Source organism: Vulcanimicrobium alpinum, from assembly GCF_027923555.1.
GTDB classification, from domain to species: Bacteria; Vulcanimicrobiota; Vulcanimicrobiia; order Vulcanimicrobiales; family Vulcanimicrobiaceae; genus Vulcanimicrobium; species Vulcanimicrobium alpinum.
Genome location: NZ_AP025523.1, coordinates 1,240,691 through 1,262,964, shown reverse-complemented (window position 1 = coordinate 1,262,964; position 22,274 = coordinate 1,240,691). Strand labels below are relative to the sequence as shown.

The window sequence follows — 22,274 nt, the reverse complement described above, 5'->3', positions numbered from 1 at the left end:
CCGCGCATCGCGTGAGGCTGTCCGAACGCGGATGTCGAAACGCGCCGCGTGACCATGACCTCCGTCGACATCGCGCACCTTCGCCACACCGCCGCCCACGTGCTGGCGTATGCCGTGCAGGACCTCTTCCCCGACGCGAAGCCGACCATCGGCCCCGCGATCGACAACGGGTTCTACTACGATTTCGACCGCGGCACGCCGTTCACGCCCGAAGACCTGGCGAAGCTCGAGGCTCGCATGCACGAGATCGTGCAGGCGGATTACCGTATGACCGGGCGCCGCGTCACGCGCGACGAAGCGATCGCCGCCTTCCGCGACAACCCCTACAAGGTCGAACTGGCCGAGCAGATCCCCGCGGACGAGCCGATCACGCTCTACACGATCGGCGAGTTCACCGACCTCTGCCGCGGCGGCCACGCCGACTCAACGGGCGAGATCGGCGCGCTCAAGCTGATGTCGGTCGCCGGCGCCTACTGGCGCGGCGACGAGCACAACGCGATGCTGCAGCGCATCTACGGCACCGCGTTTGCGACGCAGCAGGAACTCGACGACTACCTCGCCTTCCTCGAAGAGGCCGCGAAGCGCGATCATCGCAAGCTCGGCCAGGAACTCGATCTCTACCACGTCGACGAGATGGCGGGCGGCGGGCTCATCTTCTGGCACCCCAAGGGCGCGCTGATGCGCGGGATCGTCGAGCAGTTCATTCGGGACGGCTTGCGCGAACGCGGCTACCTGCCGGTCGTCACGCCGCACGTCGTGCACGAAAACCTCTACGCGACCTCCGGTCATCTCGAAAACTTTGCGGAGGGAATGTTCGGCCCGCTCGAGGTCGAGGGCCAGCGCTTCCGGCTCAAGCCGATGAACTGCCCCGGCCACATCCTGATCTATCGCAGCGACGGCCGCTCGTATCGCGACCTGCCGCTACGCTACAGCGAGTTCGGGACGGTCTACCGCTTCGAGCGCAGCGGGACGCTGCACGGGCTCACCCGCGTGCGCGGCTTCACGCAAGACGACGCGCACCTCTTCTGCACGCCCGAACAGCTGCAGAGCGAGTTCGAACAGACGCTCGACGAGGCGCTGCGGCTCATGGACGCGTTCGATTTCAAAGACTTCGAGTATTTCCTGAGCACGCGCGAACATCGCGGACCGACCGACGAGATCGCCGAGAACGCGATCCGCAACGCGCTCGAATCCCACAACCTTCCGTACGGGATCGACGAGGGCGGCGGCGCGTTCTACGGGCCGAAGCTGGACATCAACCTGCACGACGCGATCGGACGCAAGTGGCAGCTCGGAACGGTGCAGGTCGACTTTGTTCTGCCCGAACGGTTCGATCTGAAATATCGCGGCGCCGACGGACACGATCATCGTCCGGTGATGATCCACCGCGCGCTCGCCGGTTCGATGGAGCGGTTCTTCGGCGTGCTGATCGAGCATTTCGCCGGCGCGTTTCCGGCTTGGATCGCGCCGGTGCAGGCGGTGGTCGCGCCGATCTCCGAGCACCAGCTCGACTACGCCTACGAGGTGCGAGACCGTTTGCGCGCGCGAGGTTTTCGCGTCGACGCGGACGCGTCCAACGAAAAGATCGGCTACAAGATCCGCCATTGGAAGACGCAGAAGGTGCCCTACATCCTGGTCGTCGGCAAAGCCGAGCTCGCCGAGGGGACGGTCAACGTCAACGAACGCGGCGTCGACGAAAAACGCGCCGCGACCGTCGACGCATTCGCCGACGAGCTCGCCGCGCGCGTCGCGTCACGGCGTTAGCGCCTCGACCTCGATCGCGGCGGCGGCCGCGGTGCGCGCGGCGCGGCGGTGCCAGAACGTCGCCGCGGCCGCAGCTGCGAAGCACTCGACCGCGAGGATGAGCGCGACCGTCGCCGGCCATCCGCCGCGGCTCCACACGACCGCCGGGACCACCGACCCCAAGCCGCCGCCGGCGTAGTACACCGAGATGTACAGCGACGCGGCGGTCGAGCGGCGCTCGCGGGCGACGACGCCGATGTACGCCTGCGACGCCGCCTGCGCGGCGAAGACGCCGGTCGACATGACCGCGAGTCCGGCGACGATCGCGGGGACGGACGGCACCAGCGTCAGGAGCACGCCCGCGCTGCTGGTCGCGATCGCGGCGAGAACGGCGCTGCGATGGCCGATCCGATCGATCAGACGCCCCGAGAGCGGCGAGACGATCACGCCCAGCAGATAGACGAAGAACACGTTGCCGAGCGCGATCGTCCCGAGTCCGAACGGCGGCGCCGCCAGGTAATAGGTTGCGAACGTGAACGCCGCGGTCAGCGAGAACAGCACGCTGGCGCCGACCGCGAACGTCGAGAGCAGCACCGGGTCGCGCACGAACGTTCCGACCGCGCGCAGCGCATCGCGACCCGGCGCCGCGCGCACGAAGCGCGTGGCCCGCGGAAGAAACGCGAACACGAACGCGGCGCCCGCGAGATTCAGCAGCGCGAGCACGACGAAGGCTTGCTGCCACGAACCGTGCGCCGTCACCAGCGCCGCCAGGTATCGCCCGAGGAATCCGCCCAGCACGTTCCCGCCGATGTACGCGCCGATCGCGCGGCCCGCCTCGGCGGCGGGAAACTCTTCCGCGACGTAAGCGATCGTCACCGCGAACACCGCCGGCATGAAGAGCCCTTGCGCGAAACGCCACGCCAGCAGCTGCGGCAGCGTCGTCGCGTGTGCGGCGCCGAACGTTACCAGCGCGAGGCCGAGGATCGCGCCGACGATCACGCGCTTGCGGCCGACAGCGTCGGCGAACGATCCGACGAACGGCGCCGCGAGCGCGCACGCGAGCGTCAGCACCGCGATCGTGGCACCGACCTGCGCCTCGCTCGCGACGAAGGCCGCGCGCAGCTCGGGCATCAGCGGCTGCGTTGCGTACATATCGAGAAAGGCGCTTCCGCCGCAGGCTGCCACGGCGAGCGTGCGCAGACGCATCATCGTTTGCCCTCGAGTCTCTCCGGCCGGGTGCAGGTTGCAACCACGCTGCGCCGCGCACGGTCGTGCCGAAGGTGCTGCTGCTCGGGATCGAGACGTCCTGCGACGACACGGCGACCGCCGTCGTCCGCGGGGGCGTGCACGTGCTGGCGAACGTCTCGACCAACCAAGACGCGTTTCACGCGAAGTACGGCGGGATCGTCCCCGAGATCGCCTCGCGCCGTCACGCGGCGCTCCTCTCTGCGGCCGTCGATGACGCGCTGAGCCGCGCCGGGACGCACCTCGATCAGCTCGACGGGATCGCGGTGACCGCGGGCCCCGGTCTCATCGGCAGCCTCGTCGTCGGCGTCGCCGCAGCAAAGGCGCTCGCGTTCGCGACCGGCCTGCCGCTCTACGCCGTCAACCATCTGCACGGCCATCTGTTTGCCGCGTTCCTCGAACGCGACGCACCGCCGCCGTATCCATTTTTGGCGCTGCTCGTCTCGGGCGGTCACACGCAGCTCGTCGAGGTCGAATCGCCGACGGCATTGCGCATCATCGGCAGGACGCGAGACGACGCCGCCGGCGAGGCGTTCGACAAGACCGCGCGATTGCTCGATCTCCCGTTCCCGGGCGGGCCGGCGCTCGAGGCTTTGGGGCGCACGGGTGACCCCAAGGCGTTCGCGTTTCCGCGCCATCGTCCCGATCCCGGAACGCTCGACATGAGCTTCTCCGGGCTGAAGACCTCGGTGCGCTACTTCCTGGAATCCGACACCGGCAAGGACGCACGGCGCGAAGACGTCGCGGCGTCGTTCCAGGCGGCCGTCGTCGACGTGCTGATCGACCGCACCGCGCGGGCGCTTGATGCTCGCGACTATCGAGCCGTCGTGCTGAGCGGCGGCGTGGCGGCGAACGGTGCGCTGCAGTCGGCGTTCCTCGCACTCGGCGAACGGTACCGCATCCCGGCGTTCGTCCCCGAACGGCGCTTCTGCACCGACAACGCGGCGATGATCGCCGCCGCGGCGGAGCGGCGCGGCGACGTCGCGCGCGTCGACCCGCTGCACCTCGTCGCGGATCCGAACCTGCCGTTCACGTAGGCGCGCGGTTACGCCGTCCCCCCGTGTTCGAGAATCCACTCGACGGCGTGCGCGAGGTTCTCGACCGTCGGGTCTTCTTCGAAGAGCACGCCGTTGAGAAAGAGCGCCGGCGTTCCCGGGATCTCGCTCTCCTCTCCGCCTTCCTTACTCTCTTCGACGATCGGGCGGTACGTCTGCGAACGCAGCGCTTCGTCGAGCGCCGCGGCGTCGAGCCCTAAGTCGCGCGCGTAGTGCAGCAGGTGCGGCACGTCGAGCTGCCGCTGGTGCTCGTAGAGCATATCGTGCATCTCCCAGAAGCGGCCGCCGTCGGCTGCGAACTCCGCGGCCTCGGCGGCGCTTTGCGCGTGCGGATGCATCGCGAGCGGAAAGTTGCGGAACACGACCCGCAGCGCGGCGGGATAGCGCCGCTCGAACTCCTTGATCGCCGCGTATGCGACGCCGCAGAAGGGACACTCGAAATCGCCGTACTCGACCAGCGTCACCGGCGCGTCGGCCGGTCCGCGCACGTGATCGTCGTCGTTCACCGGAACCGCCAGGCGAGTGAGGCTGTCGTCGTTCATCTCAGCGTTCGAAACTCCAGCGGCGGATCGCTCCGGCGACCGCTGCAAACTCAACCGGGCGTACGCGTTCGCGCAGCTCCGTCTCCGAGGTCACCGTACCCACCGCGAGCGGGATGCGCACGAGCACGCTCCCGCGATCGGTCGCCGTGGTCACGTAGTGCACGGTCGCGCCGGTCCATGCGACGCCGGCGCGCAGCGCATCGCGCAGCGCATGCGCGCCGCGCAGCGCGGGGATCGTCGTGCCGTCGGGCGCGAGGACCTCGTCGGCCGCGGGATCGAGCGGCAGAAACGACGGATGCAGGTTGATCGTCTCGGGGAAGCGCTCGAGGAACGCCGCCGGCAGCAGATGCATCCAGCCCAAGAGCAGCACGAGTTCGGGCCGGGTCGCGGCCACCGCCTCGATGATGCGCGCGTCGAAGGCGGCCCGCGTCTCCGTCTCCCGGTCCCATGCGAGCGCGATCGCCGGGATGTCGCGTTCGCGCGCCGCGTCGAGCGCGCCGGCTCCGGGACGATCGCTGACCAGCGCCGCGAGTTCGAGGGGCAGCGTGCCTGCACGCACGCGCTCCATCACGTTGCGCGCGTTCGTCCCGGCGCCCGAGGCCAGGATCGTCGCACGGCGCCTGCGTCCGTCGTCGTAGGCGTAGGTGTCGACGACCGCCGCAGCGGTGCGCATCGTGTAGAGATCGATGAGCGGCGCCCCGTCGACCGCGGGGATGAGCGCGAACGCGAAGCCCGCTTCGCGCAGACCGCACAAGGCGGCCGTCAGCAGCGGCTCGCCGGCACCGCGTCCGCGATCCGCCGCGCCGACGCCGTAGGGCCCGAAGATGCCGACGTCCGTGCGATCGTGCCACCGCCGCAGCCACGGAAAGCGCAGCCCGCGCGCACCGAAGGCCGCGAACCCCGCGATCGCACCGTCGCGGTGCGCGACCCACGCGCTGCCGGCGCGTGCCTCCGACGACCACCACGACCCCGGCCACTGCAGATCGATCCACGCGGCGAGCAGGTCGTCGGGCCCGTCGACGCGCTGCAGCGTGTACCCGGCGCGCACCGCGGCGTCGTGCGCGCGCGCGAGCCCGGCCGCGCCGTAGCGCTCGTCGTCGAGCGCGGCAAGCAGGTTGTGCGGCACGCGTCGCGCTACGCGGTGCGTGCGGGGTGCACGACGACGCGCGGCTCGCCGTCGCGTCGCGGCTGCACGAAACCGATGACGCGAGCGCCCGGCGCCGCCGCAAGCGCAGCGTCGACGTCGGTGATCGGAATGACGAGCGTGTAGCCGACGCCCATGTTGAGCGTGCGATAGCATTCCTCGTGCTGCAGATTCCCGCGCCGCACCAGTTCCGCCATGATCGGCGGCACGTCCCAGCGCGTTTGTTCGAAGACCGCCGCGGCGTGATCGGGGAGCGTGCGCGGCACGTTCTCGAGCAGGCCGCCGCCGGTGATGTGCGCCATCGATTTCACGTCGGCGACGGCGCGCATCGCGCGCACCTGCTGCAGATACGAGGGATGCGGCGCGAGCAGCGCGTCGGCGAACGTCCCCATGCCGAACGGCGCGCCGTACTCGTCCTCGGGGATCAGCGCACGCGCCAGCGTGTATCCGTTGGTGTGCAGACCCACCGCCGGCAGGCCGACGATCGCGTCGCCCGGCTGCACGCGGTTCGGATCGGGGATCGCCGCGAGCTCAACCATCCCCACGATCGTGCCGGCCAAATCGAAGTGATCGGGACGGTAGACGCCCGGCATCTCCGCCGTCTCGCCGCCGAGCAGCGCGCAATGATTCTCGCGGCACGCGCGATGCACGCCGGCGACGATGAGGCTCGCGACGTGCGGGTCGAGCTTGCCGACCGCCAGATAGTCGAGGAAGAACAGCGGCTCGGCGCCGGTGACGAGGATGTCGTTCACGCAGTGGTTGACGAGGTCGGCACCGACGGTGTCGTAGCGTTTCACCGCCGCCGCGATCAGAATCTTCGTTCCCACCCCGTCGGCCGAACCGACCAAGGCCCGTGTCGCATCGCCCGGCAGGCGGAAAAGACCGCTGAAGTTTCCGAGGGAACCGAGCTGGTCGGGGTGCGTCCAACCCGACGTCACGTCCCGGTATTTCTGCACGGCCAGGTTGCCGGCATCGATGTTCACGCCGGCGCGGGCGTAGGCGTCGTCTCCGGAAGAATTCGTGGTCATCGGAGGGCGGCGCCGACGGCGCGCGTAAACGCAAACAGGTTGTCCATCACGGTCGCCCGACCGTTTCTGTCCACCCGGAGGAACTCCATGCAGGTTCACGTCTCGACCGAAGCTGCGGCGTCGATCGCGACCGGCGCGCTCGTCGTACCGGTCTTCACCGGCGACGCGCTCGACGGCGCCGCGGCCGACGTCGACCGCGCCCTCGACGGCGCGATCGCCGAGGTGATCGCAAACGGCGAGATCGCCGGCAAAGCGAACGAGACGTCGCTGCTGCACGCGAAAGGCACGCCGTTCGGGCGCGTGCTGGTCGTCGGCCTCGGCGACCGCGCGAAATTCACCGCCAGCGGTCTGGCGAAGTACGCGGGGACCGCGGTGCGGTACCTCGGCAAGCGCGGCGTCCGGCAGATCGCGATCGCGCTGCCGGGCGGCGTCGATGCGGCGCTCGCGGCGTCGTTCGTCGCTGAGGGTGCGCACGCCGGGCTGATCGACACGACGCTGTACCGCAGCGAAGCCGACCGTCCCGTTCTCACAGAGGCGGTCACGATCGTCGCCGGTTCTTACGATCGCTCCGCACTCGAAGCGGGCGCGCTGCGCGGCGGGACGATCGGCCACGCGGTGAACACGGCGCGTACGCTCGCGCTCACGCCGGCCAACGACATGACGCCGACCCACCTCGCCAACCGCGCGAAGGAACTCGCGGCCGACGCCGGCCTCGAGATCGACGTACTCGACGAAGACCGCATGCGCGCGAAGGGGATGGGCTCGCTGCTCGGCGTCTCGCGCGGTTCCGACGAACCGGCGACGCTCAGCGTGATGACCTACAAAGGCGATCCGTCGTCGAACGAGATCCTCGCGCTGGTCGGCAAAGGGCTGACGTTCGATTCCGGCGGCATCTCGATCAAGCCGGCCGAGAACATGCACGAGATGAAGTACGACATGTCCGGCGGTGCCGGCGTGATCGCGGCGATGTGGGCGATCGGGAAACTCCGTCCGAAGCTCAACGTGATCGGTCTCGTGCCGTCGTCGGAGAACCTGCCCGGACCGCGCGCGATGAAGCCGGGCGACATCCTGCGCGCGATGAACGGCAAGACGATCGAAGTCATCAACACCGACGCCGAAGGGCGGCTCATCCTCGCCGACGCGCTCTGCTACGCGCGAGAGCTCGGCGCGACCAAGATCATCGACGCCGCCACGCTCACCGGCGCATGCGTCGTCGCGCTCGGTCATGCGGCGAGCGGAACGATGACGAACGACAAGGCGTTCGTCGAGCGCTTCCTGCGCGTCGTCGAAGACTGCGGCGAGCGCTACTGGCAGCTCCCGCTCTATCCGGACTTCGACACGCAGATCAAGAGCGAGATCGCCGACCTGAAGAACACCGGCGGCCGCGCCGGCGGCGCGGAGACGGCCGGCGCATTTCTCAAGGCGTTCGCCGACGACGTCCCGTGGATCCACCTCGACGTCGCCGGCACCGCCTATCTGGACAGCGAGTCGCCGTATTCGGCGAAGGGCCCGACGGGAACGCCGGTCCGCGCGTTCGTCACCATCGTCGAAGATCTCGCCAAGCACGGCTTCTCGACGAACGGCGTCACCGCCAACGGCGTCACCGCAAAAGAAACCGCAACGTCGCGCTAAGCCTGTCGTTTCACGCTGAGCCTGTCGAAGCGCAGCCGCCATCGCGGCGGTTGCGCGGCGGCGGCCGGCGGACGCGATCGGCGCGACGCTTCGACAAGCTCAGCGTGACTGCGAAGGACGGGTACGGTGTGCAGCATGCATCCTGAATCCGCCCCCGTCGTTCCGGAGCCCAACGATCCCGAAGGTGAGCCGCGAGCCCCCGTGACGGAACCCGATCCGCCGGAGCCCGCCGAGTTCGCGCGCGCCCGCTAGCGGTCGCGCGAGGCGATGCGGGTCGCGACGAAGCCGGCGCCGATGAGGGCGGGGATGAGCGCGAGTGCGTATTCCATGCCAGTCGGACGCCGCGACTTTTGTCGGGGTTCCGACTCTCCGGCACGGCCTGGTCCCTTTCCGACCGCAGGGTCAGTCGCGAGCGAGTTCGTCGAGGAACGCCAGCCGCTGCAACGGGCTGAAAAAGAATCCGCGGTCGTACGCGGCGTCGAACCCGTCGGCGCCGAGCGCTGCGGTGATGCGAAGCCGGCGCTCGTCTTCGCGGAGCGATTCGGGATCGTCGGCGTCGGCTGCAAACACGCCCAGAGCCGTCGCCGCCGCCGCCGCGTTGCCCAGCGCGAGCAGCGCGTCGGTCGCGCTCACGATACCGTCGCGAAACAGGAAGGCGGTCTGGTTGCGCACGCGTCGGCCGCGCCGGCGGCGCGATCGCGTACGGCCGCACGTACGTCCCCGGTCGCGTGTGCGTCTGTCCGCGATAGATTCGCGCAAGGCCGCGCAGATAGCGGATGCCGAGGCCGGCGGCCAGATCGCACGCCTCGTCGAGATGGTGCAGCGCGAGCGCACACCGGTCGCCCTCGCGATAGGCGGCGCCGAGATTCACGAGTGCCAGGATCGCGCCGCGGATGCAGCAGCGCGTCCGCCGGTGCAGCAGCAGACCGCGGCGAAACTCTGCGATCGCGCCGCGCCGATCGTCGCGCAGACGGGCAAGGAACACACCGCGGGCCACCGCGGCGTTGGCGGTAAGGTGATCGCTGCCGGCGAGCCGTGAGCAGCGTTCGGCATCCGCGACGCTGCGCTCGCACAGCGCGACGTCCCCCGTGTGCGAACTGAGCCGCACCCGTTCGTGGTGCAGCAGCGCGAGGGTACGCGGTTCAGCGATCTCACACGCGAACGCGCGATCGAGGTATGCGGCGGCGCGCTCGGGTTCACTGCGGTTCGTCGCCGCCGCGGCGAGCACCAGCAGGGCTTCGGCCTCGACGACGCCGCCGTCTGCGGCGACGGGCAGACTGCGCTCGATCCAGCCGCACGCCTCATCCGGTGTCGAGGATGACTGCCACACGTAGCGCAACCGCGCCGCCAAACGCAGGACGCCATCGGCGTCGCTGCGGCGTTCGGCACGTTCGAGCGCTCGGCGAAACTCATCGATCTCCGTGCGCGCGACGCCGTCGAGTTCGGCTTCATCCTCGGCGGAAGACCGGCGGTCGATGCGTTTGGCGAGGTCGAGATAATAGTTCCAGTGGCGCCGCGCGCGCACTTCCCGCGATCCGGCACGCGCCGGATCGTCGGCGATGACCTCTCGCACGACGTCGAAGAGACGGATACGATCGCCGTCCGCGTCGCCCGCGCGCTCGGCGAGATGATGATCGCGCAGCACGCCCGCCGCGTCGAGCGCGTCCGGCTTCTCCGTCCCGAGGACGGCGGCGAACGCGTCAACCGACGCCGACGATGCGAACGCCCCCAAACTTTCGAGCGCGGCGTTGCCGCGCGTATCGAGGCCGGCGCAGCTCCATGCCACCGACGCCGCCGCCGAACCTTGACGCTCCTCGCGGCGTCCGCGCGCGGTGAAGAGCGCGCTGCTCTCGAGCGCACGCGCCAACGCTCGCAGCGACGTGACGTCCAGCCGGGCCGCCGCAACCTCGATCGCGAGCGGATTCCCGCGCAGACGCGCGCATATTTCGACGATCAGGGCATCGCTCTCTGCATCGTCGAGAAGACGCACTCGCTGACGCGACGCGCTGCGCCGGAACAGCGCCGCGGCCGCGGGTGCATCCAATCCGGCGACCGACTGGGCCGCGACGCCGGCGACGTTCGGGACGACGCGGCTCGTCAGCAGGATGCGAACGCCGCCGAAACAGTTCGGCGGTTCGACCGCGGGACGCTGGGAGGGGACGATTCCGTTCGCACCCGAGCTCGCTCATGAAAAGCTGCGCATGCCCTCGCTGCTCTCTGCATGGGGGCGAGCCGTTTCCGCCGTGGCTCACGCTGCCCGCGCAAGTGGGACAACGTGCGCCGCGAACGCACCGGAAAGGCGTTTGCGATCCCGAACTCGGGCGGCGTCACGGCGTTCTGCTGCGGATCGCACGGGTACGATCCTGCCCGCCCGACGGCGTAAACGGTCTCTCGTCCGCTACTCGCATCGCTCGTGAAGGAGAACGCATCGTGACCAAACGGATCATCACCGTCGTCCGGCGTGCCGACGTCAGTCCCGAGGAATTCCGGCACATCTACCTCGAGCATCACGCGCCGATCGTCGCGCGGATGCCGGGGCTGCTGCGCTACAAGCAAAACGCGGTGCTCGCGGAGGTCGGGCACCCCGACGCCGAGGTCTCCGGCATCGCCGAGGTCTGGTACGCCGACGACGCCGCGTTCGCGGACGCGGTTGAAGAACGCGTGGCCCTGGCCGGAGAGGCGGCATGATCATCGCGCACCGCACGCCGTCGACCGATCCCGCCGCCGAGGCACTTGTCGACCGCGCCCTGCCGTTCTACGCCGCCTTCGAAGCCGGCGGGGACGGCACGATCGAACGCGCGGTGAGCGACGACTGGAACGTCGTTCCGACCGCGCCCGGCGCACCGCCCGGGCTGCCCGGATATCTGCCGGCACTGCAAATGTTTCGCGAGGCCTTCGCGGACTGCGAAGTGACGATCGAGGACACCTTCGCCGCCGGCGACCGCGTCGTCGTGCGCTGCACGATGCGCGCGACGCATCGCGGCCCGTTCCTCGGCGTCGCCGCGACCGGGAAACCGATCGTCCTGCGCACCTGCGACATCCACCGCATCGCCCCGGACGGACGCATCGCCGAGTCGTGGCACATCGAGGACTTCTTCGGCTTTCTCGCCCAGACGGGAGCGTTCGGATGAGATTCCTCGCGACCTCGATCATCCGCGCGCCCGAGCGCATCGCCGAGATCCCGCAGCACTACGCCGCGGAGGCCGAACAGGTGTCGCGTCTGCTCGGAGACGGCAGCATGCGCGAGATCTACTTCGACGCCGGCGCCGCGACGGCGTACGTCATCGTCGATGCGGCCGACGCCGCCGCCGCGCGCGCAGCGCTGGCGACGCTGCCGCTCGTGGAGTGCGGCATTCTCGACTGGTCGCTCGCCACGCTGCAGCCGCTGCCCGAACTCGCCGACTACTTCGCGCAGCGCGCGATCGCGCCGCCGGCGTGGTGGCCGGCGGGATCGAACCCGTCTGCGATCAGCCCTTGAGGGCGGGCTGCATATCGGCTTGGACGCCGTGCGAGACCGCCGGGACGCTCGGATAGCGCCCGTTCAGGCATCCTAGGCAGAAATCGCGACGCTCGCGCCCCGTCGACGCCACCAGATTCTCGATGCTCAAGTAGCCGAGCGAATCCGCGCCGACGTTCTCGCAGATCTGCTCGACGCTCAGGTTGGCGGCGATCAGTTCCGCGTACGACGCCATGTCGACGCCGAGGTAGCACGGGTGGACGATCGGCGGCGAGGTGATGCGCAGGTGCACTTCGCGCACGCCGACGTCGCGCAGCAGCGAGACGATGCGCGGCGTCGTCGTGCCGCGCACGATCGAGTCGTCGACGACGACGACGCGCTGTCCGCGCAAGTTCTCGACGACCGGATTGAATTTCAGACGCACGCCTTGACTGCGCATCTTCTGATCGGGCGAGATGAACGTGCGCCCGATGTAGCGGTTCTTGATGAGCCCTTCGACGTACGGCAGACCGCTCTCGGCGGCGTAGCCGATTCCGCCGGGGATCGCGCTGTCGGGGATCGCCATCACGACGTCGGCGTCGGCGGGATGCTGGCGCGCGAGCGCTCGGCCCATCTCGTAACGCGCCATGTAGATCGACCGTCCGCTGAGCACCGAGTCGGGCCGCGCGAAGTAGATGTACTCGAACATGCACAGCGACGGCGGTTTCACCACCTCGGTATGCTCGGTGCGAATCCCGCGCGCGTGGATCGCGACGACTTCGCCCGCGGCGATCTCGCGCAGATAGTGTGCGCCGACGGTCGCGAGCGCGCACGACTCCGAGGCGATCATGTACCCCGAATCGCCGTAAGTCCCGATGCAGAGCGGCCGCACGCCCCACGGATCGCGGAACCCGAAGACGGTGTCGCGCGTGCACATCACGACGGAGTACGCGCCTTCGGCGACGCGCATCGCAGCCTTGATCTTCTCCACCCACGTCGCGCCCGGTGCGCGCGCGATGAACTTCGCGAGAATCTCCGAGTCGGAGGTTGCGGTGAGGCGCACGTCGTCGGGGAGCATCGCCGCGATGTCGTCGGCGTTGGTCAGGTTGCCGTTGTGCCCGAACGCGAACGTGCCCAGATCGGACTCTTCGATGAACGGCTGCGCGTTGACGACGATCGAACTGCCGGTGGTCGAGTAGCGCGTGTGCCCGATCGCGACGTCGCCGCGCAGCCGGCCGAGGATCTCCTCGTCGAAGACGCCCGTGATGAGCCCCATCTCGCGATGGCTGTCGATCGCGCGGCCGTCGCCGACCGCGATCCCGGCGCTCTCCTGGCCGCGGTGCTGCAAGGCGTACAGGCCGAAATAGACGAGCCGGGCGACGTCATCGCCCGGCGCGTAGACGCCGGCGATTCCGCACGCTTCGTGCAGGACGTCACCGGCCGGCTGTTCCGCTTGCTCGTCGTAGGCTCGCGCCATGGTGCACGGTTCACGAACCGGGTGCGATCATCCCGGTTTCGGCGCGAGTTCGCTCAGTCGTCGCGCGAGCGCAAGCCGAAGAGCTGGAGGAGCGCGATGAAGATGTTGATCGCGTCGAGGTAGATCGAGACCGCCAATTCGACCGGCGTCGCGCCGTCGCCGCCGGCGCGGATGCGACTGAAGTCGACCAGCGTGATCAGCGTGAACACCCCCAGCGTCAGCCACGCGTAGACGCCCGGGTGCAGGAAGTGCGTAAACGCCGAAATCACGCCGACGATCAGGAGCGCGATCAGCAACCCGAACGCGAGCCCGGAGAAACGCCGCCAGTCGATCGAGAACACGAACGCGACGCCGCCCAGCACCAGCATCCCGAAGCCGGTGGTCGCGGCGGCCTCGGCGACCTGTCCGGGGCCGATGAGGCTGACGTAGCGTGCGATCGTCGGCGCGAGCCCGATCCCCTCGAGGAACGCGAAGGCGTAGAAGACGAGCAGCGCGGTGCGCGGATTGCCGCGCACCGCCGACATCACGAAAAGCAGGACGAACGCGCCGATGAACGCGGCGAAGCCGAGCCCCGGCGAGATCCCCGCGAAGAGGTACGCGGCCAGCGCCGTGAGCAGGAAGCCGACCCCGGTGATCCCGAGGACTTGGCCGAGGAGCGCGGGCGTGCTGACCGCCGGCGGCCCGTAACCGTACGCGCCGCGAGGCTGCTGAGAACGTGACTGGTACATGCGTTCCTCTCTACCGGTCCGGCGGGGTTCGGGTTTCGGGCGGCAGAACCGACGCCCCAACGATGGTCGCCGCGTCTCGAACTCGGGCAGCGGCGGTGGCTCTGCGGCGCATCCCGGGTGCAGCCGTTGCCGCCGCGGTTGCCTTTCTCGTCATCCTGGTCAGTTCGCACCTGCGCTCCACCCACCAGAACAACTACGTGCGGGTCGCGTATGCGTGGCTGCACGGCCGGATGTGGATCGACTGGCCGGGGCGTTGGATGGACGCGGTCCAGTATCAGGGCCACTACTACGGCGTCGACGGGCCGGTGCCGGCGCTCTTCATGCTTCCGTTCGTCGCGATCTGGGGGAACGCCGCGAACCAGACGCTGGTCGCGATCGCGTTCGCCGCGGCAGCGACGGGGCTCGCCTGGGTGCTGGCGGAGCGGCTCGGCGTCAAGGACCGCACGACGCTGTTCTTCCTGGCGCTCTTCCTGGCCGCCGGCACCGATGTGTGGTGGTGCGCGCAGCTCGGCGACGTGTGGTTCCTCGCGCATCTCGTCGCGATGGCGTTCGTCTTCGGCGCAATGGTCGAGCTGAGCGGGAAATCGCGCGGCTGGATCGTCGCGCTGTGTGCGGTGCTCGCGGCCGGCGCGCGGTTCGTCGAGGTCGCCGCGTTTCCGTTCTTCGCGTGGGCGCTGTGGACCGGCGCGCTGGGCGGCATGACGCCGACGCGCGAAACGCGCATCGCGCACGTGCGCGGGTTTGCGATCGTGCTCGTCGCAGCGGCGGCGGTCTTCGTCGGCTACGACGAACTGATGTGGGGGACGGTGCTCGACATCGGCCACACCGTCTACTATCACCAGGACAGCTGGGGCTCGCCGGAAGGCTCGCCGTTTCAGCTCGGATACGTGCCGTATCAGATCTACTCGTTCTTCTTCCGCGCACCTGTGCTGGTCGAGTGGCTACAGAAAGCGCAGTGGCCCTACGTCAAGCCCGACACGAACGGGATCGCGCTCACCTTCACCAGCCCCGCGCTCGTGCTCGCGTTTCTCGCGAAGGAGCCGCGCCGGCTCGTCGTCGCGCTGTGGATCACGACGGCCCTCGTCGCCGCGCCCGAGTTCCTTTACTATCTCAACGGCTGGGTGCAGTTCGGGATGCGCCACGCGCTGGATTTCCTGCCGTTCCTGTTCGCCTTGATGGCGCTGGGCGTACGCGAAAAACTCCCGCGCTGGGGGATCGCGCTCATCGTGTGGTCCGCGCTCGTCGGCGCATGGGGTGTCTGGTACTGGAACACCTTCGTCCGAACCGGCACGTAACGTCGTCACGAGCTCGTCGAAGCGCGCCCGAAAATCGGGCACGCAGGCGGGCGCGTCTTACGGCAGGCGCGCGATGTCGGAGCGGTACGCGAGCGGCGTCCCGCTCGGAAACCGCGCCTTCAGACCGTCGATTGCGGCATACGCGTGCGCGCGCGCGACGCCGACGTTCGCGCCGCGCGCGGCAACCGTGAGGACGCGGCCGCCCGGCGACGTCACCGTGCCGTCGTCCTCGCGCGACGACGTCCCCCAGAATGCAACGACGTCGCCTGCCAGACCGAGTTCGGCGGGAAGGCCGCGCACCGGCGTGTTCTCGTACGGATAGCGCGACGTCGCCAGCACGACGCCGACGCACGCGTCGTCCGACCACGTCGCGGCGTCGATCTCGAGCGCGCCGTCGGCGGCGGATTTCAGATAACGTGCGAAGTCGCCGTTGACGCGCGGCACGAGCACTTGCGTCTCGGGATCGCCAAACCGGGCATTGAACTCGATTACGTAGGGGCCGTCGTCGGTCATCATCAGCCCGCAGTAGAGCACGCCGCGGTACTCTTCGCCCTCGGCGAGCAGCCCGCGCAACGCCGGCGCGACGACGCGTTCCCGCACGACGTCGAGCAGGTCGTCGCCGAAGAGCGCCGGCGGCGAATACGCGCCCATCCCGCCGGTATTGGGCCCCTTGTCGTCGTCGCCGGCGCGTTTGTAATCGCATGCCGCGGCGATCGGAACCATCGCGCGCCCGTCGGCGATCGCGAACACGCTGACTTCTCGGCCCGCGAGCCGCTGTTCGATCACGACGTCCTGACCGCCGCCGGGGATCGCGTTCCCGGTATACCAGCCGGTGAGCACCGTCAGCGCGTCGGCCGCACCATCGCACACGACGACGCCTTTGCCGGCGGCCAGTCCGTCGGCTTTCACCACCGCGGCGCCGCTCCACGCCTCGAGTGCGCGCCGCGCTTGATCGAGATTGTGCACGACGCGAAAGCGCGCACTCGGGATGCCGTGGCGCTCCATGAAGCGCTTCGCGAAGACCTTGCTCGTTTCAAGGCGCCCGCCGCCGCGATTGGGTCCGAACACCGCGATCCCCGCATCGCGCAGTTTGTCGCCGACACCAGCGGCGATCGCCGTCTCCGGTCCCAGCACGACGAGGTCGATCCGCGCCTCTTGTGCGCGGCGCACGAGCGTGCGCGCGTCGGTCGCGGCGACGTCGCTCCAGTTTTCACCGCGGCTCGCGGTGCCGGCGTTGCCCGGCGCGTGGAAAAGCGCGTCGCACGAGGGCGACGCGGCAAGCCGCCACGACAACGCATCTTCGCGGGCGCCGCCGCCGACGACGAGGATTCTCATACCGGGTGCCCGTCGTGCGCCGACCCGGCGCGGAATCCTGCCGCGGCGGCGCTACACGAGCGTCGAGAGGACGGCGACCATCTCGCCGCCCTCCATCACCGCGAGCGTCGGACGCAGCAGCAGACAGACCGTCTGATCGAACGGCGCAGTGTACGTTTCGATCACGTCGTTCGTCACCGGATCGAGCAGGTGCCCGATCTCGGTGCCCTTGGGGATCACCGCGCCGACGCCGTCTTCGCGCAGCACCGGAAGATACAAGCCGGGCATCGAGGTGCGGATCGAGTGCGATGCACCGCTCTCGCGCGCCGGCTCCGGTTCAGGCAGGTTCGCGGGCGTCATCACGCCGAGCTTGCCGAGCGCGCGGCGCATCCCGGTGGCGATCCGTTGCGCCCACTCTTCCTCGCGCGCGCCGGCACCGCCCATCTCGATCCACACCGCCTGCGCGCCGCGCGCCATCGCGTAGCCGCACAGGCTGGTGTCGCCGCGTTCGTGCCCGGTGCGCACGAACGGGCCGCCGATCGCGGCCGCCAGCGTTTCGCCGCCGGCGTAGCGGTAGACGAAACAGTTCTGGCACCAGCTTCCGCCGCCGTGGATGTCGATCACGATGTCGATCGGATTGTCGAGGACGTTCTTCGCGATCGCGTAGGCGAGCCGGTCGGTGTGCTTGCCGTCCGGATCGCCCGGAAACGACATGTTGACGTCCTCGCCGTCGATGTGCGAGGTGCGCGAGTTCTCTTCCATCGCCATCGGGTTGGCAACGGGGAGCAGGCGCAGCGTTCCCGTCAGTTCGGAGAGCGGGGTCGATTCGAGCAGCTTGCGGATCGCACGCGTCCCCCAGGGGCCTTCGTCGCCGTGCTGGCTGGCGGCGAGCAGCGCGACCGGACCGCCGGAACCGACGATCCCGTGCCGCACGGGGATTGTCCCCGTCGCGAGGGTGGCCGGGACGTAGAAGGTCTCCCAGCGGACATGGCTGATGATCGCATCGGCAAGCATGATTGCTAGGATTGTAAACAGTTTACAGTTAACCTTCCCGCTTGTGAGGCGGATCGTGCGATGGGCGATCGCGGCGGCGATCGGGTGGACGGTTGCCGGCTGCACCGCGGGCGGCGGGGGCCCTGTGCGGGCACCGCACACGCTGCGGATCGGGGTCGGGGTCGGCGACCCCAGCAGCCTCAACATTCACCTCGACCCCTCGCCGATCACCGATTACGTCGCCGAATTGACGCAGGCGTATTTCGCGCGCTACGACGGCAACGGGAAGCCCGTCCCGGAACTGATCACCCAGATCCCCACGCGCGTGAACGGCGGGATCAGCGCCGACGGCAAGACGATCCTGTGGCACTTGCGCCGCGGCGTCCGGTGGTCGGACGGCGCGCCGTTCACCGCCGACGACGTCGCGTTCACCGTGCGCGCGATCAACGATCCGCGCAACAACGAAGCGCAGGGGACGCTGGGCTGGGATCTGATCCGGCGGGTCGAGATCCGCGATCCGTACACGGTCGCGTTCCACCTGAGCAAGCCCAACGGTGATTTTCTCCCGCTCTATTTCGGCACCGCGGCGAACGAGCCGTGCATCCTGCCGAAGCATCTGCTCGGCACCCTCTCCGACATCAACACGGCAGATTACAACCGCAAGCCGGTCGGCATCGGGCCGTTCCGCGTCGTCGCGTGGAGACACGGCGACGCGATCGAACTCGAGCGCAACCCCTACTACTGGCGCGGCGCGCCGAAGCTCGAACGGATCACGATCCCGCTGATCGCGTCGCAGGACACGCTTGCGACGCAATTACAGAGCGGCGAGGTCGATCTGTGGCCGCTGATGTCGCCGTCTTTCACGCGGCGAATGCAGAGCGTCCCCGCGCTCCACGTGGAGGTGACGCCGAATTACCGCGCGACGCACCTCGACTTCGTGTTCACCCGTCCGCTGGTCGGCGACGTGCGCGTGCGCCGCGCGGTCGCGTACGCGATCGACCGCCGCAAGCTGATCGCGTCGGTGATGCACGGCAGCGGAACGCTGCACGATGGGCCGGTGATCCCGCTCGATCCGCCGCGCGTGAACGAGCCCGTGACGCCCTACGATCCGGCGCAGGCGCGCGCGCTGCTCGATGCGGCCGGCTGGCGCGCCGGTTCCGACGGCGTGCGCGCGCGCCACGGCACACGCCTCGTGCTCGCCGCGGTCTATCCGGCTTCCACCTCGGAGCTCGATCAGACCGTTGAGTTCGTGCGCGACAACCTGCGCGCGGTGGGGATCGCGCTCGACACGCGCAAGTTCGCGCCGAGCACGTTCCGCGCGCCGGCGAGCGCCGGTGGGATCCTCTACGGCGGCCGCTTCGAATTCAGCATCTACCCACGCACGCTGATGGCCGCATCGGACGTTGCGCTGACGTACGGCTGCAGCACGATCCCGCCGCACGGGATGAACGGGATGCGGCTGTGCGATCCGAGGCTCGACGCGATCCTCGACCGGGTCGAGAGCAGTTACGACGATGGCGCGCGGCGGAGCGCGTTCCGCGCCGCGGAAGCACGAATCGACGCGATCGTGCCGACCGTGAACCTGTACGTCTGGAAGGGCGGGTACGCATGGAATCCGCGCGTGACGGGCTTCCATCCGCCGGTCCTCACGCCGTTCGACGACATGATGGAGGTCGACACGCGCTGACGGCGCCCCGACGCGGCTGCGGGTTTCTCGGCGTCTACGGAAGGGAGGGATGTGTCGATGACCGACGACCGATGACCGACGACCGATGACCGATGACGCTCGCGCGATCGTGCGCGGAACGCGCACCGCCACGTGGATCATGCTGCCGGCGGCCGCCCTGCTCGCGCGCGTCTCGCCCGCGGCGGCGCGCGCGCTCGCGGGATTCGCGATCGGCACGATCGGCATCGCGCACGGAGCGAGCGACGACCGGATCCTCGCGCGGCTGCTGCCGCGCTTCCCGGGCGGGCTCGCCGCAATCTCCGCGGCGTACGGCGCGGCGACGATCGGCGTCGCAGCGGCAGCATGGCGCGCACCCGCGACCGCATCGCGCGCCCTCTCGCTGCTCTCGTGGTATCACTTCGGCAGCGGGGACGCCTCGTTCGCCCGCACGGCGAGTGCTCGGGCACGGTCGCTTCTCGACGGAGCGCTGCGCGGCGCGATCCCGCTCTGCGGTCCCGATACGGGCCGGCGAACCGTGATGTGCACGCTGGCCGCCGCGGCCGTGCTCGAGCGCATCGCGCGCGGAGACGTCGCTGGAGCGGCGGATCTGCTCGTCCCCGCCGGCGTGCTGGCGGCAGTACCCGCTCCGCTCGGTTTTGCTGCCTACTTCGGGCTGTGGCATGCACCCCGCCATCTGGCGATCGTCACGGCGCGTGCCGAACAGGGCGGATCGTTTGGCCGGAGGTCGATGCAGTTCGCCGCCGAGTCCGCCGGCAACACCGCGCTCGCGGCGGCGTTCGCGGGGCTGGCCTTCGCGCTGGCGCGTCCGGCCGAACGGCGGCGCGTGCTTGTCGCGCTGACGCTGGGCGTGACGGTCCCGCATCAAGCCGCGGTCTGGTACGCGGAACGCCGCGCTCGTTCAAGCGACGATCGAACGCGCGGCGGCGCGAGTGAATCGGCCGATCGGTAGCGCACCCGCCACGTCGGCGACGTCGGAGACGCGCGGCGCACCCGCGAGGAAACGCACGAGCGCGTCGGGCGACGTCCGAGCGAACAGCCGCGCATAGAGTTCCGGGGCATGCTGCGGATCGTCGCGGACGACCGACATGAACACGCGGTCCATCCAGAGCAGTCCCGGATGCATCGCGGCCGCGTGCGGCGACCGGCCCGCGACGAGATCGGCAGCGCAGCGTGACGCCCAGCGCTGAATCGCGTGAAAGGCGAAACCCGTCGCCGGCCGCATCGCGCCGCCGGCGATCCCGGCGGGGATGCGGCGGCCGGCGACGCGGCGATCGGCGGGCGACATCGGCAGATCGGCGTGCTCGCGCCGGACGATGCGATAGCCGCGCGGGAACCGCAGCGCAAGCTCGACGCGCAGGGCGCGCTCGAGTTCGCGTTTCGGAGTGCGCTGCGGTGCGAATCGGGTGAGCTCGAAGAGCGCACGATCGCGAGCGAACGGGATCACGTACAGGAACGTCACGCCGTCCGCTTGCGGAACGCGAAAGTCCATCAGGTCCGGCACGTCGCCGGCACCCGCCTCCGGCGCCTCGAGTTCGAAGCCGACGAAGCTCTGCCACATCCACGGGTAGGTCAGCTCGCGGCGCCGGGGGAGGGTGTCGATGACCCACTGCGCCTCGATACGCCGGCCGTCGTTAAGCGTGACGACCGAACACGCATCGAGTTCCGCAACGTCCGCGACCGCGGCACCCGCGAGCAGCGTCACTGCAGGCGATGCATCGACGCTCGCGAGCGCCGTCGCATAGAACGCACCGGCACCGACCGACTCGTAGGCGATGGTCCCGGCCGCGATCTCGTGCTGCGCCTCCGCGGTCGAGACGCGCCAGCGGTCCCAACGCCGGCGCACGCACGAGGCGAAAGCATGCGGTTCGATCGCCCAACCGCACCAGGTTCGATCTTCGTCGTACTGGGTTCGCCGTTCGACGACGACCACCGCACGCGCGGAGTCCGCGGTCGCGAGCGCATGTGCGAGGCTCAGGCCGGCGCAGCCGCCGCCCAAGATCGCGATCTCCGCGCGCACGGCGTTCTAGCTGACGTCGACGAGCCGCGGTACGGTGAGCGGCACCTCGGGCATCTCCGCGGCCGACTTCTTCACCGCGATCACGTAGATGAAGACGCCGAAGGCGACCTTCGCGACGATATCGGCCACCGTGTAGCCGACCTGCACCGCGGTCGTCGCCGCGCCGCCGGTGAAACCGATCATCGGGAAGATGTACACGACCGGATAGAAGCACCACGAGAGGACGGTGATCCATCGCGCGGCGCTGACCATCCCCCGAACTTCCTGCGGCTGCTTGTCGATCGACGCACGCAGCCCGACGAAGAGTTCGATGACGATCGCGAGGAACGGGATCATCGCCAACACCCAGAAGATCCAGCGCATTCCGAGCGACGAGGCGATCTCACCAGGATAGCCGAGTGCGACCATGATCGCAGCCAGCACGCCCAGGCGCGTTCCCTTCGCCGTCGTCTCGGCGCCCGACAGTTTCATCACCAGGATGAGCTCGATCAGCAGCAGCGGCACCGTCAGAAGCCAATCGACGTACCGATAGGCGTCGTTGAATGCGGCACCCGTTGCCCGGATCGTGCCGTTGACGACCGAATACGCGGCTTCCCAACTCGAGAAGATGCGGAGGTAGTGATAAAAGGCGATCAGCGTGACCAGTCCGGTCACGGTGATCGCCGTCCGGTACCCCTTCGACACTTGCCCCCGGCCGAGGAAGAAGAATACCGTCGCAGCGCCCATCGTCGCGATCGAAAACGAGAAGGCGTTGTAGATGAACTGGTACTGACCGACCGTGAGTTGAGACATTGTTCGCTCCACGCGCGTTGGCGCAGCTTCGCAGCAAGTAATCCCCTCACACGATAGACGCCGCGAGGACGCATTCATCCGTACATCTGCGTTTCGCAGCGCAGGTGCGACGAATGTCGGCGCGTGAAACGCGTTTACTGCGACGT

Annotated in this window: 20 protein-coding genes; 9 read left to right on the top strand and 11 right to left on the bottom strand. The window is 69.2% G+C overall.

Going from position 1 to position 22,274, the window contains the following annotated elements; all coding sequences use genetic code 11:
* Positions 1 to 54: 54 nt before the first annotated feature.
* Positions 55 to 1,764: a threonine--tRNA ligase gene (gene thrS / locus WPS_RS06265; protein ID WP_317997505.1), complete on the top strand. Its 1,710-nt coding sequence runs from the start codon at positions 55 to 57 to the stop codon at positions 1,762 to 1,764.
* Here the strand turns inward: thrS and WPS_RS06260 are convergent.
* A complete protein-coding gene (locus WPS_RS06260) occupies positions 1,753 to 2,952 on the bottom strand; it encodes an MFS transporter (RefSeq protein ID WP_317996987.1) in 1,200 nt (399 codons plus the stop codon). The genes thrS and WPS_RS06260 overlap by 12 nt on opposite strands.
* A gap of 62 nt (positions 2,953 to 3,014) precedes the next feature.
* On the opposite strand from WPS_RS06260, the gene tsaD reads away from it, so the two are divergent.
* The gene (tsaD, locus tag WPS_RS06255; protein WP_317996986.1) at positions 3,015 to 4,025 is read left to right on the top strand and encodes a tRNA (adenosine(37)-N6)-threonylcarbamoyltransferase complex transferase subunit TsaD; all 1,011 of its coding nucleotides are present in this window, start codon (positions 3,015 to 3,017) and stop codon (positions 4,023 to 4,025) included.
* Positions 4,026 to 4,033: 8 nt separating this feature from the next.
* On the opposite strand, the gene WPS_RS06250 is transcribed toward tsaD, so the two are convergent.
* The 3 genes from WPS_RS06250 to purM are packed head-to-tail and all read right to left on the bottom strand — an operon-like array spanning position 4,034 to position 6,757.
* Positions 4,034 to 4,585 (bottom strand): DsbA family protein, encoded by a 552-nt coding sequence (locus tag WPS_RS06250; protein WP_317996985.1) that lies wholly within the window; start codon positions 4,583 to 4,585, stop codon positions 4,034 to 4,036.
* 1 nt (position 4,586) lies between these two features.
* Entirely contained in the window at positions 4,587 to 5,711 is a 1,125-nt protein-coding gene (gene purN, locus WPS_RS06245; RefSeq protein WP_317996984.1) for a phosphoribosylglycinamide formyltransferase, read from the bottom strand.
* An 8-nt stretch (positions 5,712 to 5,719) separates the two neighbouring features.
* Positions 5,720 to 6,757 (bottom strand): phosphoribosylformylglycinamidine cyclo-ligase, encoded by a 1,038-nt coding sequence (gene purM / locus WPS_RS06240; protein WP_317996983.1) that lies wholly within the window; start codon positions 6,755 to 6,757, stop codon positions 5,720 to 5,722.
* A gap of 87 nt (positions 6,758 to 6,844) precedes the next feature.
* On the opposite strand from purM, the gene WPS_RS06235 reads away from it, so the two are divergent.
* Positions 6,845 to 8,389 (top strand): leucyl aminopeptidase, encoded by a 1,545-nt coding sequence (locus WPS_RS06235; RefSeq protein WP_317996982.1) that lies wholly within the window; start codon positions 6,845 to 6,847, stop codon positions 8,387 to 8,389.
* A gap of 10 nt (positions 8,390 to 8,399) precedes the next feature.
* Here WPS_RS06235 and WPS_RS06230 read toward each other — a convergent pair whose 3' ends face one another.
* The gene (locus WPS_RS06230) at positions 8,400 to 10,433 is read right to left on the bottom strand and encodes a hypothetical protein (protein WP_317996981.1); all 2,034 of its coding nucleotides are present in this window, start codon (positions 10,431 to 10,433) and stop codon (positions 8,400 to 8,402) included.
* A gap of 386 nt (positions 10,434 to 10,819) precedes the next feature.
* Here WPS_RS06230 and WPS_RS06225 point away from each other — a divergent pair, with 386 nt between their 5' ends.
* The 3 genes from WPS_RS06225 to WPS_RS06215 are packed head-to-tail and all read left to right on the top strand — an operon-like array spanning position 10,820 to position 11,867.
* Positions 10,820 to 11,077, top strand: coding sequence for an EthD family reductase (locus WPS_RS06225; protein WP_317996980.1), 258 nt, complete (start codon positions 10,820 to 10,822; stop codon positions 11,075 to 11,077).
* Positions 11,074 to 11,520 carry an ester cyclase gene (locus WPS_RS06220; protein WP_317996979.1) on the top strand — a complete coding sequence of 149 codons (447 nt, stop codon included), beginning with the start codon at positions 11,074 to 11,076 and terminating at the stop codon, positions 11,518 to 11,520. Before WPS_RS06225 ends, WPS_RS06220 begins: the two co-directional genes overlap by 4 nt.
* Complete coding sequence (locus WPS_RS06215) at positions 11,517 to 11,867, top strand: muconolactone Delta-isomerase family protein (RefSeq protein WP_317996978.1); 351 nt, start codon at positions 11,517 to 11,519, stop codon at positions 11,865 to 11,867. Before WPS_RS06220 ends, WPS_RS06215 begins: the two co-directional genes overlap by 4 nt.
* On the opposite strand, the gene purF is transcribed toward WPS_RS06215, so the two are convergent.
* Both purF and WPS_RS06205 read right to left on the bottom strand, forming a co-directional pair.
* A complete protein-coding gene (purF, locus tag WPS_RS06210; protein ID WP_317996977.1) occupies positions 11,857 to 13,302 on the bottom strand; it encodes an amidophosphoribosyltransferase in 1,446 nt (481 codons plus the stop codon). The two genes, WPS_RS06215 and purF, sit on opposite strands and share 11 nt — an antisense overlap.
* A 53-nt stretch (positions 13,303 to 13,355) precedes the next feature.
* Positions 13,356 to 14,030 carry a Bax inhibitor-1/YccA family protein gene (locus WPS_RS06205; RefSeq protein WP_317996976.1) on the bottom strand — a complete coding sequence of 225 codons (675 nt, stop codon included), beginning with the start codon at positions 14,028 to 14,030 and terminating at the stop codon, positions 13,356 to 13,358.
* A 95-nt stretch (positions 14,031 to 14,125) separates the two neighbouring features.
* On the opposite strand from WPS_RS06205, the gene WPS_RS06200 reads away from it, so the two are divergent.
* Complete coding sequence (locus WPS_RS06200) at positions 14,126 to 15,325, top strand: hypothetical protein (protein WP_317996975.1); 1,200 nt, start codon at positions 14,126 to 14,128, stop codon at positions 15,323 to 15,325.
* A gap of 57 nt (positions 15,326 to 15,382) precedes the next feature.
* On the opposite strand, the gene purD is transcribed toward WPS_RS06200, so the two are convergent.
* The gene (gene purD / locus WPS_RS06195) at positions 15,383 to 16,660 is read right to left on the bottom strand and encodes a phosphoribosylamine--glycine ligase (protein WP_317996974.1); all 1,278 of its coding nucleotides are present in this window, start codon (positions 16,658 to 16,660) and stop codon (positions 15,383 to 15,385) included.
* 51 nt (positions 16,661 to 16,711) lie between these two features.
* Positions 16,712 to 17,653, bottom strand: a complete 942-nt coding sequence (locus WPS_RS06190; RefSeq protein ID WP_317996973.1) for a succinylglutamate desuccinylase/aspartoacylase family protein — start codon at positions 17,651 to 17,653, stop codon at positions 16,712 to 16,714.
* 124 nt (positions 17,654 to 17,777) lie between these two features.
* Here WPS_RS06190 and WPS_RS06185 point away from each other — a divergent pair, with 124 nt between their 5' ends.
* Entirely contained in the window at positions 17,778 to 19,319 is a 1,542-nt protein-coding gene (locus WPS_RS06185; RefSeq protein ID WP_317996972.1) for an ABC transporter substrate-binding protein, read from the top strand.
* A gap of 85 nt (positions 19,320 to 19,404) precedes the next feature.
* The gene (locus tag WPS_RS06180) at positions 19,405 to 20,268 is read left to right on the top strand and encodes a Brp/Blh family beta-carotene 15,15'-dioxygenase (RefSeq protein ID WP_317996971.1); all 864 of its coding nucleotides are present in this window, start codon (positions 19,405 to 19,407) and stop codon (positions 20,266 to 20,268) included.
* Here WPS_RS06180 and WPS_RS06175 read toward each other — a convergent pair.
* On the bottom strand, positions 20,218 to 21,336 hold the full coding sequence (locus tag WPS_RS06175; RefSeq protein WP_317996970.1) for a lycopene cyclase family protein: 1,119 nt from the start codon (positions 21,334 to 21,336) through the stop codon (positions 20,218 to 20,220). The two genes, WPS_RS06180 and WPS_RS06175, sit on opposite strands and share 51 nt — an antisense overlap.
* A 6-nt stretch (positions 21,337 to 21,342) precedes the next feature.
* A complete protein-coding gene (locus tag WPS_RS06170; RefSeq protein ID WP_317996969.1) occupies positions 21,343 to 22,128 on the bottom strand; it encodes a bacteriorhodopsin-like in 786 nt (261 codons plus the stop codon).
* Positions 22,129 to 22,274 lie beyond the last annotated feature (146 nt).

What these genes read in the sequence shown, in the direction of transcription:
- thrS (WP_317997505.1), top strand. Translation starts at nt 55, where the DNA reads ATGACCTCCGTCGACATCGCGCACCTTCGCCACACCGCCGCCCACGTG.
- WPS_RS06260 (WP_317996987.1), bottom strand. Translation starts at nt 2,952, where the DNA reads ATGATGCGTCTGCGCACGCTCGCCGTGGCAGCCTGCGGCGGAAGCGCC.
- WPS_RS06250 (WP_317996985.1), bottom strand. Translation starts at nt 4,585, where the DNA reads ATGAACGACGACAGCCTCACTCGCCTGGCGGTTCCGGTGAACGACGAC.
- purM (WP_317996983.1), bottom strand. Translation starts at nt 6,757, where the DNA reads ATGACCACGAATTCTTCCGGAGACGACGCCTACGCCCGCGCCGGCGTG.
- WPS_RS06235 (WP_317996982.1), top strand. Translation starts at nt 6,845, where the DNA reads ATGCAGGTTCACGTCTCGACCGAAGCTGCGGCGTCGATCGCGACCGGC.
- WPS_RS06220 (WP_317996979.1), top strand. Translation starts at nt 11,074, where the DNA reads ATGATCATCGCGCACCGCACGCCGTCGACCGATCCCGCCGCCGAGGCA.
- WPS_RS06215 (WP_317996978.1), top strand. Translation starts at nt 11,517, where the DNA reads ATGAGATTCCTCGCGACCTCGATCATCCGCGCGCCCGAGCGCATCGCC.
- purF (WP_317996977.1), bottom strand. Translation starts at nt 13,302, where the DNA reads ATGGCGCGAGCCTACGACGAGCAAGCGGAACAGCCGGCCGGTGACGTC.
- WPS_RS06205 (WP_317996976.1), bottom strand. Translation starts at nt 14,030, where the DNA reads ATGTACCAGTCACGTTCTCAGCAGCCTCGCGGCGCGTACGGTTACGGG.
- purD (WP_317996974.1), bottom strand. Translation starts at nt 16,660, where the DNA reads ATGAGAATCCTCGTCGTCGGCGGCGGCGCCCGCGAAGATGCGTTGTCG.
- WPS_RS06190 (WP_317996973.1), bottom strand. Translation starts at nt 17,653, where the DNA reads ATGCTTGCCGATGCGATCATCAGCCATGTCCGCTGGGAGACCTTCTAC.
- WPS_RS06180 (WP_317996971.1), top strand. Translation starts at nt 19,405, where the DNA reads ATGACCGATGACGCTCGCGCGATCGTGCGCGGAACGCGCACCGCCACG.
- WPS_RS06170 (WP_317996969.1), bottom strand. Translation starts at nt 22,128, where the DNA reads ATGTCTCAACTCACGGTCGGTCAGTACCAGTTCATCTACAACGCCTTC.